The 13,282-nt window shown below is 74.1% G+C and carries 12 protein-coding genes; 4 read left to right on the forward strand and 8 right to left on the reverse strand.

Annotated features, from left to right (window positions below; all coding sequences use genetic code 11):
* Window positions 1-123: 123 nt before the first annotated feature.
* The 4 genes from ACFVT2_RS32920 to ACFVT2_RS32935 form a co-directional block, all read right to left on the reverse strand.
* A complete protein-coding gene (locus tag ACFVT2_RS32920) occupies window positions 124-570 on the reverse strand; it encodes an Lrp/AsnC family transcriptional regulator (RefSeq protein ID WP_390023895.1) in 447 nt (148 codons plus the stop codon).
* Between the two features lie 198 nt (window positions 571-768).
* Window positions 769-2,463: a DUF885 domain-containing protein gene (locus ACFVT2_RS32925; protein WP_390023896.1), complete on the reverse strand. Its 1,695-nt coding sequence runs from the start codon at window positions 2,461-2,463 to the stop codon at window positions 769-771.
* Window positions 2,464-2,560: 97 nt separating this feature from the next.
* Entirely contained in the window at window positions 2,561-3,952 is a 1,392-nt protein-coding gene (locus tag ACFVT2_RS32930; RefSeq protein WP_390023898.1) for a GNAT family N-acetyltransferase, read from the reverse strand.
* Between the two features lie 83 nt (window positions 3,953-4,035).
* Entirely contained in the window at window positions 4,036-5,625 is a 1,590-nt protein-coding gene (locus ACFVT2_RS32935; RefSeq protein WP_390023900.1) for an alkaline phosphatase D family protein, read from the reverse strand.
* Between the two features lie 211 nt (window positions 5,626-5,836).
* On the opposite strand from ACFVT2_RS32935, the gene ACFVT2_RS32940 reads away from it, so the two are divergent.
* Together ACFVT2_RS32940 and ACFVT2_RS32945 are read left to right on the forward strand one after the other, a co-directional pair.
* A complete protein-coding gene (locus tag ACFVT2_RS32940) occupies window positions 5,837-6,259 on the forward strand; it encodes a VOC family protein (protein ID WP_390023902.1) in 423 nt (140 codons plus the stop codon).
* A 335-nt stretch (window positions 6,260-6,594) separates the two neighbouring features.
* A complete protein-coding gene (locus tag ACFVT2_RS32945; RefSeq protein ID WP_390024006.1) occupies window positions 6,595-7,485 on the forward strand; it encodes an RNA polymerase sigma-70 factor in 891 nt (296 codons plus the stop codon).
* 15 nt (window positions 7,486-7,500) lie between these two features.
* On the opposite strand, the gene ACFVT2_RS32950 is transcribed toward ACFVT2_RS32945, so the two are convergent.
* Window positions 7,501-8,175 (reverse strand): aspartate/glutamate racemase family protein, encoded by a 675-nt coding sequence (locus ACFVT2_RS32950; protein WP_390023904.1) that lies wholly within the window; start codon window positions 8,173-8,175, stop codon window positions 7,501-7,503.
* 186 nt (window positions 8,176-8,361) lie between these two features.
* Here ACFVT2_RS32950 and ACFVT2_RS32955 point away from each other — a divergent pair, with 186 nt between their 5' ends.
* Entirely contained in the window at window positions 8,362-9,108 is a 747-nt protein-coding gene (locus ACFVT2_RS32955; protein ID WP_390023906.1) for a GntR family transcriptional regulator, read from the forward strand.
* 87 nt (window positions 9,109-9,195) lie between these two features.
* Here ACFVT2_RS32955 and ACFVT2_RS32960 read toward each other — a convergent pair whose 3' ends face one another.
* Window positions 9,196-10,353, reverse strand: coding sequence for an ROK family transcriptional regulator (locus tag ACFVT2_RS32960; protein ID WP_390023907.1), 1,158 nt, complete (start codon window positions 10,351-10,353; stop codon window positions 9,196-9,198).
* Window positions 10,354-10,513: 160 nt separating this feature from the next.
* Here ACFVT2_RS32960 and ACFVT2_RS32965 point away from each other — a divergent pair, with 160 nt between their 5' ends.
* Window positions 10,514-11,104, forward strand: coding sequence for a hypothetical protein (locus ACFVT2_RS32965; RefSeq protein WP_390023909.1), 591 nt, complete (start codon window positions 10,514-10,516; stop codon window positions 11,102-11,104).
* 74 nt (window positions 11,105-11,178) lie between these two features.
* Here ACFVT2_RS32965 and mug read toward each other — a convergent pair whose 3' ends face one another.
* Both mug and purB read right to left on the reverse strand, forming a co-directional pair.
* A complete protein-coding gene (gene mug / locus ACFVT2_RS32970; protein WP_390023911.1) occupies window positions 11,179-11,727 on the reverse strand; it encodes a G/U mismatch-specific DNA glycosylase in 549 nt (182 codons plus the stop codon).
* Between the two features lie 12 nt (window positions 11,728-11,739).
* Window positions 11,740-13,173 carry an adenylosuccinate lyase gene (gene purB / locus ACFVT2_RS32975; protein WP_390024008.1) on the reverse strand — a complete coding sequence of 478 codons (1,434 nt, stop codon included), beginning with the start codon at window positions 13,171-13,173 and terminating at the stop codon, window positions 11,740-11,742.
* Window positions 13,174-13,282: the final 109 nt, after the last annotated feature.

Here is a 13,282-nt window from a genome sequence, read left to right on the forward strand (position 1 = left end):
GGGGGGGGGGCGCCCGCGGGGGGCCCGCCCCCCCCCCCCCCCCACGGCCCCGGCTCGAAGCTGCGCGTTCAGATGAGAGATCCGCGCTGACCGGCCGCCGGCCCGCCGGGCGGCGCCAGGTACTCAGGTACTCACCGGTCGCCGGGGGAGCGGGGAGGAGTACACCACGCTCGTGGTCACCTCGCCCAGCGCGCCGATCCGGCCCGACACCTCCTCCAGGTGCTTCATCGACCGCGCCGCGACCTTGAGGAACAGCGAGTTCTCGCCCGTGACGTGGTGTGCCTCCAAGATCTCCGGCGTCGCCGCCAGCAGGTCCCGGAACGGCTGACCGGTCGCCCCCGGCTGCCGCAGCCGGACGAACGCCAGCACCGGCAGCCCGACCCGCTCCGGATCGATCACCGCCGCGTACCCGGATATCACCCCGGACTCCTCCAGGCGCCGCACCCGCGCGGCGACCGCGCTCGGCGACATGTTCACCGACCGTGCCAGCTCGGCGTGGCCCACGCGCCCGTCGTGCTGGAGGACGTCGAGGATGCGCCGGTCGGCGTCGTCAGGGGAGTATCCGGTCATCCCCGCTGTCTAGCAGGGGAATCACCGGCAGAGCAAGGGTCCAGGGGTACCGGTTGTGACGGCCGCCGGGGCCGGGGCGGGGGCAGGTGTGCGGAGCCCACGACCCTCGCGGCCGGCCACCACGTGATCACCGGTGGCCGGCCCGTCCCGGACCCGCCGCCGCCGGAACGGGCCGGCGGCGGGTCCGGGACACCCCGGTCAGAGCGCCGAGAGTTCGGTCAGCAGATCGTCCAGGCCGAGCGAGCCCTGCGACAGCGCCGCCATGTGCCACGTCTTCAGGTCGAAGTTCGCGCCGTGCCGGGTCCGGGCGGCCTCCCGGCCCTGTAGCCAGACGCGCTCGCCGAGCTTGTAGCCGATCGCCTGGCCGGGGATGCCCTGGTAGCGGATGATCTCGCTCTCGACGAAGTCGGCCGGGCGGCTGCTGTGCTGCGCGAAGAACGCGTGTGCCAGCTGCGGCGTCCAGCGCTCACCCGGGTGGAACGGGGAGTCGGCCGGGATCTCCAGCTCCAGGTGCATGCCGATGTCGATGATGACGCGGACCGCGCGCATCATCTGCGCGTCGAGGTAGCCCAGCCGCCGCTCCGCGTTGGACAGGAAGCCCAGCTCGTCCATGAGGCGCTCGGCGTACAGCGCCCAGCCCTCGGCGTTGGCGCTCACCATGCCGACGGTCGTCTGGTAGCGCGAGAGCTGGTCGGCGACGTGCACCCACTGCGCCAGCTGGAGGTGGTGACCTGGTACCCCCTCGTGGTACCAGGTGGAGACCAGGTCGTACGCCGGGAAGCGGGTCTGGCCCATGGTCGGAAGCCAGGTGCGGCCGGGCCGGGAGAAGTCCAGCGACGGCTGGGTGTAGTACGGCGCCGCGGCGCTGCCCGGCGGGGCGATCTTGGACTCCACGCGGCGGACCCGCTCGGCGAGGTCGAAGTGGGTGCCGTCCAGGGTGTCGATGGCCTCGTCCATCAGCGACTGGAGCCACTGCCGGGTCTCCTCGACGCCCTCGATCGCCTCACCGTGCTCGTCGCACCAGGCCAGCGCCTCCCACGGCGTCTTGGCGCCGGGCAGCACCTTCTCGGCCTCGGCCTCCATCTCGGCCAGCAGACGGTGGAATTCGGACCAGCCGTACGCGTACGCCTCTTCGGGGTCGAGGTCGGAGCCGTTGTAGTAGCGGGCGAGCCGGGCGTACCGCTCGCGGCCCACCACGTCCGGCGCGCCCTCGACCGCCGGCGCGTAGACGTCCCGGAACCAGTCGCGCAGCTCCACCAGGGCGCCGGTGGCGGCCGTGGCGGCCTCGTCCAGCTCGGTGCGCAGCGCGTTCGGGCCGGGCGCGGTGAACTCGGCGAACCAGCTGCGGTCGGTGCCGATCCACTCGCCCAACTGGCCGATGACGGTGGCGACCTGGAGCGGCCCGCCGGGGAGCTGCTTGTCCAGGCCGGCCTGGAGAGCCGCGCGGTAGCCGGTCAGCGTGGCCGGTACCGCGCGCAGCCGCTGGGCGATCGCCGCCCAGTCGTCCTCGGTGTCGGCGGGGGTGAGGGTGAAGGCTTCCCGTACGGCGTGCAGCGGCGAACCGAGGTTGCTGACCGCGCGCAGTCCCTCGCCGGCGTCGTGCACCGCGAGTTCCGCGGTGAGCCGTTCGCGCAGCAGCCGTGCGCAGACCTGCTCGGCCGTGCTGTCCGCGCCCGGCCGGGCCTCGGCCTCGGCGAGCCTGTCCAGGGTGGTGCGGGCGAGCTGTGCCACCGCTTCCTGGCCTGTGGGGGAGAGGTCGGGGAGCCTGCCGGAACTCTCGGCGGCGCCGAGGAAGGTGCCGATGATCGGATCCAGTTCGACGAGGGCGTCGACGTAGGCGTCGGCGACCTGGCGGGGCAGCGGACCGCCCGCGGGAGTAGTGGTGTTGGACATGCGGGCCATCCTCGTACGGATGGGCCCGCCGCGTCACCATCATTCCGGCGAACGATCCTGTCGCGTCCGGGGCCCGGGCGCTCCGGTGCCGGGGGCCTCAGCCGTGGCGGGAGCCGTCCCGCAGGCGGATCGCCGTACGGTCCTCCCGGTGGGCCGGGGTGCCCGTCGGGCGCGCCGTGATCACCAGCGTGCCCTCCTCGATCTGGTAGTCGAGCGGCAGACCCAGGCCGCGCATCGCCGCCACCATGCCGGTGTTGGACGCCTGGGTGATGGCGTAGACGCTCTCGCAACGGGTCTCGGCGGCCATCGCGACCAGCCGCCGCAGCAGCTCCGCGCCGATGCCGCGCTGTTGCCAGGAGTCCTCGACCAGCAGTGCCACCTCGGTCTCGTCGCCGTCCCACAGCAGATGGCCCAGGGCCACCAGCCGCCCGGAGGCGGTCTCCACGGCCAGTGTGCGGCCGAACCGCGGGCTGAGCAGGTGCCCGAGGTAGCGGTCGGCGTCCCCGACCGGGCCGTGGTAGCGCTGCGCCAACGTCCGGTCCGAGCACCGCTCGTGCATCGCGCGGGCGGCGGCCAGATCGCCGGTGCCGGCGCGGCGGACCGTGATCTCGTTGCCCTCGGGCAGCGTGAGCACGTCACGCCGCGGCGGCACGCGCTGGCCGAGCCGGGTGTCCAGCTCGACCAGCGCGCGGACCCGGGCGAACTCGGTGGGGGTGAACGGCACCTGCGGCCTTTCGATGGTGAGCGAGCCCCCGGAAGGGTCGCGGAACTTCATGGTGTGCTCCTCCAGCACGCCCTCGGCGGGCACCTCTTCGGCCAGCGGCTGGCCGGTCAGTGACCGCGCGGGCACCGAGTGGATGGTGCAGCGCCCCAGCAACTGCCGCAGTGCCAGGGGGAGTTCGGCGGAGTCCAGGGCGGTGCGGGTGGCCATGCCCAGCATCCGGGTCGGCGCGTCGACCAGGTCGTGCGCGTCGGCCCGCTCCAGCCAACTGTGCGTGCCGCCCGCGCCGGCGACCGTACGGGTCAGCTCCGCGGGCGCCAGCCCGGCCGGCGCGCGCAGCAGGAACTCGTCGACCGTCCCCTTGGACAGCGGATGGGTCTGGAGGCTGAGGATGTCCACGCTCAGGGTGGCCAGTGCCGTGCACAGGGCGGCGAGGCTGCCCGGCTCGTCCCGGACGGTGGTCCGCATCCGCCACAGCACCGTCTCCCGGGCGCCGGCCGCGGGGGCCGGCGGTGCGGCGCCGGCGGCAGCGGTGTCCGTCGGTGGTGGGGCGTGTTCATGGCGGCGTGCCCACCAGACGTGGAAGCCCGCCGTGGCGAGCAGGGCGACCGCGCCGGCGCACAGCAGCACCGGCCCGGAGGGGCCGTGGGCGATCGTGTTGGCGACGGCGTCGGCCACCGCCACGGCGGTGAACAGGGCGGCGAGCTCGACGACGTCCCGGCGCCAGTGGTGGCGCCGGGCGGAACGGGCGGAGGTGGCTTCAGTCATGCAGACAGCCTCGCCGACGGGTGTTGCCTGGTCGCCAACACCTTGTGTCGGACGGGTAAAAGGCGCAATCGACGCATTGGCCTCTACTGTCCTACCCGTCCCGGTTGCAACGTCTTCGTGAACAAGACCTCTCCGCCCTCCTGGCGCAGCCGCACCGTCAGCTCCCCGCTTCCCCCGTCGATGTCGACCTCGCCGAAGTACTGCGGACTTTCCGCCGGGGAGACGTTCGCACGGTCCGGCGCCTTGAGGAACGGCTGCTCCGGCCCGAAGGTTCCATCCAGTTTCACGGCCGGGAAACCACCCGCGCTCAGCGGCCCGGAGACGAACTCCCAGAACGGCTCGAAGTCCTTGAACGCCGCCCGCTCGGGCGCGTAGTGCTGCGCCGAGGTGTAGTGGACGTCCGCGGTCAGCCAGAGGGTGCCGGTGATCCGCTGGTGCTTGATATGCCGCAGCAGCTCGGCGATCTGCAACTCCCGCCCCAGGGGCGCGCCCGGATCCCCCTGGGCCACGGCCTCGAAGTTCGCCGGGCCGTCCGTGACGACCAGCCCCAGCGGCATGTCCGAGGCGATCACCTTCCACACCGCCTGCGAGCGCGACAGCTCCCGCTTGAGCCAACGCAGCTGCTCGGCGCCCAGGATGCCCTGCGGGTCGTCGGTCTGCCGGTCGGGGGAGTTGGCGTTGCGGTAGCGGCGCATGTCCAGTACGAAGACGTCGAGCAGCGGGCCGTGCCGCAGGACGCGGTACACCCGGCCTCCCCCACCGTCCGGGCGGAGCGTGCGGATCGGGAAGTACTCACGGAAGGCGCGCAGCGCCCGCGCCGAGAGCACGTCGACGTCCTTGACGCGGTACCGGTCGTCGTCCAGCAGCTGGCCCGGGTACCAGTTGTTGTGCACCTCGTGGTCGTCCCACTGGGTGATCGTCGGAACCTGGGAGTTGAACCGGCGCAGGTTCTCGTCCAGGAGGTTGTAGCGGAACGCGCCCCGGAACTCCGCCAGCGTCTCGGCGACCTTGGACTTCTCCTGGGTCGTCACGTTCCGCCAGATCCGGCCGTCCGGGAGGGTCACCCGCTCCGGGATCGGGTTGTCGGCGTAGATGTTGTCGCCGCTGCACACGAAGAAGTCCGGATTCCGGCGCCGCATGTCCTCGAAGACCCGGTAGCCGCCGCGCTCGGGGTTGATGCCCCAGCCCTGCCCGGCCAGATCCCCCGACCACAGGAAACGGATGTCCTTGCGCCGGTCGGGTGCCGTGCGGAACGTGCCGGTCACCGGCTCGCCGGCGCGCTCCGGATGGTCGGGGTCGGCCAGCAGCACCCGGTAGTGGATCTGCTCCCCGGCCGGCAGCCCGTGCAGCGTGGTCACCCCGGTGAAGTCCGTACCGGGCCCGAGCAACGGCCCGTGCCAGGTACGGGCGTTGCGGAACGACTCGGTGGCGGCGGTCTGCACCACCATCCGGGCCGGCCGGTCGGACCGCGTCCACACCAGGCCGGACGACGCGGTCACGTCACCGGCCTGCACCCCCCAGTCGGCGCGCGGCCGCCCGCCGTGCACCAGGGCCGGGGCGGCCGCCGCCGGCGCGGCCCCGGCCGCCGCGGGCAGCGCCAACGCCGCGGACCCCGCCGCCGCGCCCTGAAGGACCGCCCGCCGTCCCACGCCGCCGCCGGAACCCTGCGTCATCTCGCACCTCCGTGATGCGTCCGATCTGGTCACGCCCCGTTCGTATCGCCGCCCGATGCCGGGCGGGCGAACTCCCGGTGAACAGCGGTCGGATGGGTCGTGGACCGGGACCAGGGTCGCAGGACCAAGGACCGATCGCCAGGAACCGGCCCGGACGTCTACGGTCCGGTAACGCGCCGCCGCCCGGCGGCCCCCACGGAAGGCGACACCCATGCCGGCCCTCGGCTCCGCACACCTCCGCCTCGCCCGCCCGTCCCGCGACCTGGCCGCCGCCGGCCACTTCTGGCGGGACGGGCTCGGCCTGCGCGAACTCCACCGCCACACCTCGGAGGCGGGCGAGCACTCCCTCCTGATGGTGGGATGGCCGGACGCCACCTGGCACCTGGAACTGACCCACGACCCGTCGGGCACGCTCCGCCCGTCCCCCACACCGGACGACCTCCTCGTCGTCTACCTGGGCGAGCCGGTCCCGGACGACCTCGTCGCCCGGCTGGAGCGCTGCGGCGGCTCCCGCGTCCCGGCTCACAACCCCTACTGGGACGAGTGGGGCGTCACCATCGAGGACCCCGACGGCTACCGGCTGGTCCTCTGCACCCGCGACTGGAACAACGCGCGAGCCCTGGGAACTTCCTGAACTCCCGCTCCTGAACGGCACGTTGAAGGGGCGGGGGTGGGGCCGGCACCGGCGACCACGGGGTCGCGCAGTGGGGCGGCAGCCTGTTGGTCGGCGTCGGAGTGGCCCTCGGGCCGGGCGTGCTCCGCCGGGGCACCGGACGAGCCCCGGCCGCGGGCACCGAACGCCCCGCAGCCGAGGAACCCCGCCAGCCGGCCGCACCGCGGGGCTGGCCCTACCGCACCGGACGACACGAGCCGACACGAGCCGACACGAGACGGAGGCAACACCCCGGGAACGCTCCGCCGATGCCGTTCCCGCTGGACAACGCACCATGCGCCCGCTGGGATGGGACGGTGCTGACCGATCCCGCCACCGAGGTCTTCGAGGCCCACCGTCCGCTGCTCCACGGCGTCGCCTACCGGATGCTGGGCCGGGCGGCCGACGCCGAGGACGTGGTCCAGGACGCCTGGCTGCGCTGGTCGGCCGCCGACCGGGCCGAGGTCCGCGAACCGCGCGCCTATCTGGTCCGGATCACCACCCGGCTCGCCATCGACCGGCTCCGGCAGGTCCAGTCGCGCCGCGAGTCCTACGTCGGGCCCTGGCTGCCGGAACCGCTCGCCACCGACGTCCTGGCACCCGGTCAGCCCGCCCCGGACACCGCCGAACAGGCAGTGTTCGCAGAGACCGTCACCCTCGCCGTCCTCGTCGTCATGGAGGCACTGTCCCCGTTGGAGCGCGCCGTGTTCGTACTGCGCGAGGCGTTCGGCTACCCGTACGCGGAGATCGCCGCGGGGCTGGAGCGCAGCGAGGCCGCGGTGCGCCAACTGGCGGGCCGGGCCCGGCGCCACGTGGAGGAGGGCCGCCCCCGGTTCGACGTCGATCCGGACCGGCAGCGCGAGCTGACCGAGCGATTCCTGTCCGCTGCCGCCGGGGGCGACCTGGACGGGCTGCTGAACCTCCTCGCGGCGGACGCCCGGCTGGTCGGGGACAGCGGCGGCAAGGCCAAGGCCCCGCTGCGGATCATCGAGTCCGCCGACAAGATCGCCCGGTTCCTCATCGGCGTCGTCCGGACCGTCCCGGCCGACACGGAGCTCCGCTTCGTCGAACTCAACGGCGGTATCGCGCTGCTGGTCCTCGCGGGCGGCTGCCCGGACTCGGTCTTCCAACTCGGTATCCGGGAGGGCCGGATCCAGACGGTCTACATCGTCCGCAACCCCGACAAGCTGGCGTCACTGGCCGATTAGGGCCGATCCGGTGGATCAGCCGCGGACCGTCCCGAGCCGGACCGCGGCCCGCAGGCCGCTGCGCGGGCTGGCCAGCACCGGCACGGCTGCGCCGGTGCCGAGCGGCCCGTGGTCCGAGAACCGTTCCGCGGCGGGTGCCATGGACGCCTGGGCCAGGACCAGGGCGTCGGCCCCGCCGGCGTCCCGCTCCCGCCGCACCGCGTCGGTGACCGCCGCCAGACTGCCCTCCTGGTCGCCGGCCTGGAACCGCTCCCAGGCGTCCGGAACGAGCACGGTACGCACCTGAACGGCGCGCCCGGCCCGGCGGGCCTCGTCGGCGATCAGCTCCGTGGTGGGCGCCAGGGTGCTCTCCACCGTGGCGAGGACCGTGATCCGGGGGCCGGCGGCGACGGCCTCCGCGGCCATCGGCCGGTCCACCCGCAGCACCGGCACGCCCAGCGCCGTCCCGGCCGCCTCGGCCACCGTGCCCAGTGTCGAGCAGGTGCACAGCACCGCCCGCGCCCCGGCGTGCACCAACGCGCCGAGCGCCTCGGCGACCTCCTCCGCGATCCCGTCGGGCCCGGTCTCCCGCGCCGCGGCCAGGAGTTCCGGCCGTACCAGATGCCGCAGCGGCAGCCCGGGGGCCTCCGCGTCGCGGAGCGCATCGAAGACGGGGACGTGAACTGGCGAAGTGTGCAGGAGAGCGAGCATGACCAGGAGGGTAACGGGCGCCCGACGGGTGACGGTGGCCGGGTGACGCCGCGGTGGGCGGGCGAAACGGTGCGGGATTGGTCTTGACCAAGGGTGGGGGTGGTCATATCGTCGGGATACTGCAACAACCTTTAATAAAGAAGCGCTCATTATGAGGGCCCGCCTGCGGGCCCGCGGCTTTGGGGGGTGGGGACCACGCAGCTCGAAACGGCTCCGGAGCCCAAGTACTGGCATCTCAAGACGGTGCTCAGCGATGCGCTGGACACCGAGTTCAGGGTCGGCGAGATCCTGCCCAACGAGCGGGACTTGGCCGCGCGGTTCGGCGTCGCCCGGGCCACGCTCCGGCAGGCGCTCGAACAGCTCGAACTGGAGGGCAGGCTCCAGCGCCGCCGCGGTGTCGGCACCACCGTCGCCCCGCCCCGGGTCGGCGTCGCCGTCGACCCCGCGCGCCACACCTGGCCCGGTGCCGCCGGCGACGACTGGCAGCCGGTCGCCGCCAGCGAGACCGACGCGGTCCCCGCCGCGGTGGCCCGCCTGCTGGAGTCCGCCCCCGGCGAGGCGGTCCACGTCGTGCGCCGCAGCCGGGTCTCGGCGGGCCAGCCGGTCGCCGCCGAACTCCTCTACGTCCGGGCCGACACGCTCCCCGACTCCGTCGACGAGGAAACCGTCGACCCGGGCGTCCGCGCCCGGGCCGTGCTCCGCGCCCTCCAGGCGCTCGACCTGGACGGCCAGGACCGCACCGTCGAGTTGGGTTCGGCCCGCGCCGAGGACGCCAGGCAACTGGACCGACTGCCGGGCTCGCCCGTGCTCGTCGTCACCACCCGTTACGTCTCCCAGGGCCGGGCCGCGGCCGTCGCGGTCTCCACCTACCGCGCCGACACCTGCCGGCTCACCTTCGGGGAGCGCGCGGCGGAGCCGGTGCTCGCCGGCTGACGAACGGGCCTCTACGGACGGGCCCGCACCGGGGCACTCCCGGTGCGGGCCCGTTGCCGTCCTGATGCCAGGCCCGGGGCGCGCGGTTCACCGCCGCCCCGTCACCGTCCCCTCCACCGCGAAGAGTTCGCCCTCCACGTGGTCCAGGGCCAGCCGCAGCGCGCCGGTGGTGATCGCGGCCGGGCCCAGCCGCGACAGCACGACCTCCGGCGGGCGCAGACAGTAACGGGCCAGCTCCCGGCGCAGCGGCGGGAGGACACCCGCCAGGCCCGACGCCCAGCCGCCGATCACCACCAGCTCCGGATCGAGGGCCAGCACCAGCGCGGCGACGTCGTGCACCAGCCGCCGGATGAAGCGGTCCACCGCCTCCCGCGCCTGCGCGTCCCCGTCCCGGGCCGCCGCGAACACCGTCGCCACCTGCGCCTCGTCCAGCGGGTTCAGCGGCTCCCCGGTCGTCGACAGCAGCGTCTCCGGCGTCGCCTCCCGGCCCAACAGGTGCAGGGCGCCGATCTCCCCGGCCGCACCGCCGAATCCGCGGTGCAGCCGCCCGCCGATCAGCGACCCGGCCCCCGGGCTCAGCCCCGCCAGGACGAACACCACATCGCCGGAACCGGTCGCCGCGCCCTGCCAGTGCTCGGCCACCGCCGCCGCGTTGGCGTCGTTCTCCACCAGCACCGGGCAGCGGAACGACCGTCGCAGCCGCTCCCCGAGCGGCAGTCCGGTCCAGCCGGGCAGTGCGGTGCACAGCCGTACGGTGCCGTCGGCCTCCACGATGCCCGGACCGGCCGCCCCGACCGCCCGCAGCGAACTGCGGGCCACGCCCGCCCGGCGCAACAGGTCGGCCACCAAGGCCCGGACCCGCTCCAGCCGTTCGTCGGCCGGCGCGGTCTCCGTCACGTCACGCTGCGCCGAGTCCAGTACCCGCCCGCTGAGGTCGGACAGCAGCGCCGCGACCCGGTGCGGCCCGATCTCGATGCCCAGCAGGTGCCCCGCCTCGGTACGGAAGCGGAACCGGCGGGCCGGCCGCCCCTGGCGCCGGGTCTCGCCCTCCTCGGCGGGGGCCTCGGCCACCAGCCCGGTCTCGACGAGCCCCTCGATCACGCCCTCGACGGTCGGCCGGGACAGGCCGGTCACCTGGACGAGATCGGTGAGCGTGGGGGAGTCCGCGGCGCGCAGCGCGTGCAGCACGACCGCGGAGTTGATCCGTCGCAGCAGGGAGGGGTCCCCGCCGGTGAGCCGACTCAAGGTCCGTCTCCTCGCCTCGCCTGTCTGGCGGATCGTAGCCGGTCAGCGGGTGTGCGGCGAGCCCCGAGGACCCCGCGGACGCCGGACCCCGGCGGCCTCGCGACGGTGGTGCGGACCGCGCGGACGGCCAATTGTCAGACCCCGGCGGTTTACTGACGGTATGACGACAGAACCGAACCGCAGCACACGGACACCGCCGATGTCCCCGATGCGCCCGACGACCCCGATGCGCCGGACGCCCCCGACGACCCGGACGCCTCCGATCGCGCCGGCGGCCCCCGCGCCGCAGGGGCCCGCGCCGCCCGGTGGACCGCCCGCCGCGCTCGCCCTGCTCGACGCCTTACGGGCCCGCGCCTTCCCGGAGCGCAGGGAGCACACCACGGTCGGCACCAGCGGGCCGGGCTTCCACGTGGCGCGGCTGTGGACGAGCGGCCCGCTCTGGGACGCGGATCCGGCGGACGCCGCGGCGGCCCGCGAACAGTGCGTGGACGAACTCGCCGCGCTGGTCGCGGTGGCGTCCTTACGGTGGGGCGAACCCGTCGTCCACGATCTGGCGGACGCGCTGGACCGGAGCGCACAGGGGCTGCCCGTCCCGCCGCCGCTGGACCTGCTGTGCGGGCTGGTGCCGCGGGTGTACGCCTGGTCGGTCGGTGCCCGCTGGATCGCGGTCGGCGCCGGGCCGCTGGACCCCGGGCAGCCGTGCCAGGTGCTGGCGGCCATAGCGCAGGGCCCGCTGCCGGGGGCCGGATAGCCGTGCCGTCGGTAGCCGGCCGCCGATGGGCTCGGGCGCGTCGCGGTCCGCCGCGCTGCGCCGCCCGCGGTCCGTCAGGACTCGCTGAAGGCCGCGGTGCGCAGCCGCCCGTACTCCTCCGCCATGGTCTCCAGCGTCCAATGGGCGTTCAGGCCGCTGGGGTTGGGCAGCGCCCAGATGCGGGTGGTGCCCAGAGTGCGCTCCTGCGGGCCGATCGCGGCGTGCTTGTCGTCGAAGGCGACGCGGTAGGCGGTGACGCCGGCGACCGCCAGCCAGCGGGGCCGCAGCCGGGCCACCTTCTCGGCCAGCAGCCGGCCGCCCTCGCGGTACTCCTCCGCGGTGAGCTCGTCGGCCCGGGCGGTCGGCCGGGCCACGACGTTGGTGATGCCCAGCCCGTGGTCGAGCAGTTCGTCCTGCTCGGCGGGGCGGAGCTGCCGGGGGGTGAAGCCGGCGGCGTGCAGGACGGGCCAGAAGCGGTTGCCGGGCCGGGCGAAGTGGTGCCCGGTGGCCGCCGTCATCAGTCCGGGGTTGATACCGCAGAGGAGCACCCGCAGCCCGCTCGTGACCACGTCCGGGACGACGCGGTCACGAGCGGCCTCCAGTTCCTCGGGGGTGAAGCGCACGTCAGCCCCGGGTCAGAGGATCGCGCCGGGGGCGTAGGCGGCGGCCTCGGGGTGCTGCTTGGCGATCTCCTCGATCCGGGCGACCACCGCCGCCACCTGGTCGCCGGCCGCACCGGTGAAGGACAGCTTGTCCGCCATCAGGGCATCCAGCTGGGCCTTGTCCAGCGGGATGCGGTGGTCGGCGGCCAGCTTGTCCAGCAGCTCGTTGCGCTCCGCGCCCTGCTCGCGCATGGCCAGGGCCGAGGCGACCGCGTTCTCCTTGATCGCCTCGTGGGCCTCCTCGCGGCCCACCCCGGCCCGCACCGCGCCCATCAGGACCTTGGTCGTGGCGAGGAAGGGCAGGTAGCGGTCGAGCTCGCGGGCGACCACGGCGGGGAAGGCGCCGAACTCGTCGAGCACCGTCAGGAAGGTCTCCAACAGGCCGTCCAGCGCGAAGAACGCGTCCGGCAGCGCGACCCGGCGGACCACCGAGCACGAGACGTCGCCCTCGTTCCACTGGTCGCCGGCCAGCTCGCCGGTCATCGAGGCGTAGCCGCGCAGGATCACCATCAGGCCGTTGACGCGCTCGCAGGAGCGGGTGTTCATCTTGTGCGGCATCGCCGACGAGCCGACCTGGCCGGGCTTGAAGCCCTCGGTGACCAGCTCGTGGCCGGCCATCAGGCGGATCGTCTTGGCCAGCGACGAGGGCGCGGCGGCCAGCTGCACCAGCGAGGTCACCACCTCGTAGTCCAGCGACCGGGGGTAGACCTGGCCGACGGAGGTGAACGCCTGCCCGAAGCCGAGGTGGGTGGCGATCCGCTGCTCCAGCTCGGCGAGCTTCCCGGCGTCCCCGCCGAGCAGGTCGAGCATGTCCTGGGCGGTGCCGACCGGGCCCTTGATACCGCGCAGCGGGTAGCGGGCGAGCAGCTCCTCGGCCCGCGCGAAGGCGACCAGCAGCTCGTCGGCGGCGGTCGCGAAGCGCTTGCCGAGGGTGGTGGCCTGCGCGGCGACGTTGTGCGAGCGGCCGGCCATGACCAGCTCGGAGTGCTGGGCGGCCAGCGAGCCCAGGCGGGCCAGTACGGCGACCGCGCGGTCCCGCACCAGTTCCAGCGACAGCCGGACCTGGAGCTGCTCGACGTTCTCGGTCAGATCGCGGGAGGTCATGCCCTTGTGGATCTGCTCGTGCCCGGCCAGGGCGTTGAACTCCTCGATCCGGGCCTTGACGTCGTGCCGGGTGACCTTCTCCCGCTCGGCGATCGAGGCCAGGTCGACGGTGTCCAGCACCCGCTCGTAGTCGGCCAGTGCCTGCTCGGGGACGGCCACACCCAGGTCCTTCTGGGCGCGCAGAACCGCCAGCCACAGCTTCCGCTCCAGCTTGACCTTGTACTCGGGGGACCACAGCACGGCCAGCTCCGCGGAGGCGTAGCGGCCGGCAAGGACATTGGGGATGCGAGGCTTCGCAGACACAGCAGTCACGTGGTGAGAGTCTACTGGCGGTTTGCGCAGGCCAGCGCCCCGGTCCCGGCTGTGCTTTCCTACAGTCGCCGGGTCCGGCGCGAGCGCGCGCCGCCGGGCA

The organism is Streptomyces sp. NPDC058000 (assembly GCF_042886435.1).
GTDB lineage: Bacteria > Actinomycetota > Actinomycetes > Streptomycetales > Streptomycetaceae > Streptomyces.

Excerpts from the sequence above, each read along its gene's own strand:
- ACFVT2_RS32920 (WP_390023895.1), bottom strand. The coding sequence starts at position 570 with ATGACCGGATACTCCCCTGACGACGCCGACCGGCGCATCCTCGACGTC.
- ACFVT2_RS32925 (WP_390023896.1), bottom strand. The coding sequence starts at position 2,463 with ATGTCCAACACCACTACTCCCGCGGGCGGTCCGCTGCCCCGCCAGGTC.
- ACFVT2_RS32930 (WP_390023898.1), bottom strand. The coding sequence starts at position 3,952 with ATGACTGAAGCCACCTCCGCCCGTTCCGCCCGGCGCCACCACTGGCGC.
- ACFVT2_RS32935 (WP_390023900.1), bottom strand. The coding sequence starts at position 5,625 with ATGACGCAGGGTTCCGGCGGCGGCGTGGGACGGCGGGCGGTCCTTCAG.
- ACFVT2_RS32940 (WP_390023902.1), top strand. The coding sequence starts at position 5,837 with ATGCCGGCCCTCGGCTCCGCACACCTCCGCCTCGCCCGCCCGTCCCGC.
- ACFVT2_RS32950 (WP_390023904.1), bottom strand. The coding sequence starts at position 8,175 with ATGCTCGCTCTCCTGCACACTTCGCCAGTTCACGTCCCCGTCTTCGAT.
- ACFVT2_RS32965 (WP_390023909.1), top strand. The coding sequence starts at position 10,514 with ATGACGACAGAACCGAACCGCAGCACACGGACACCGCCGATGTCCCCG.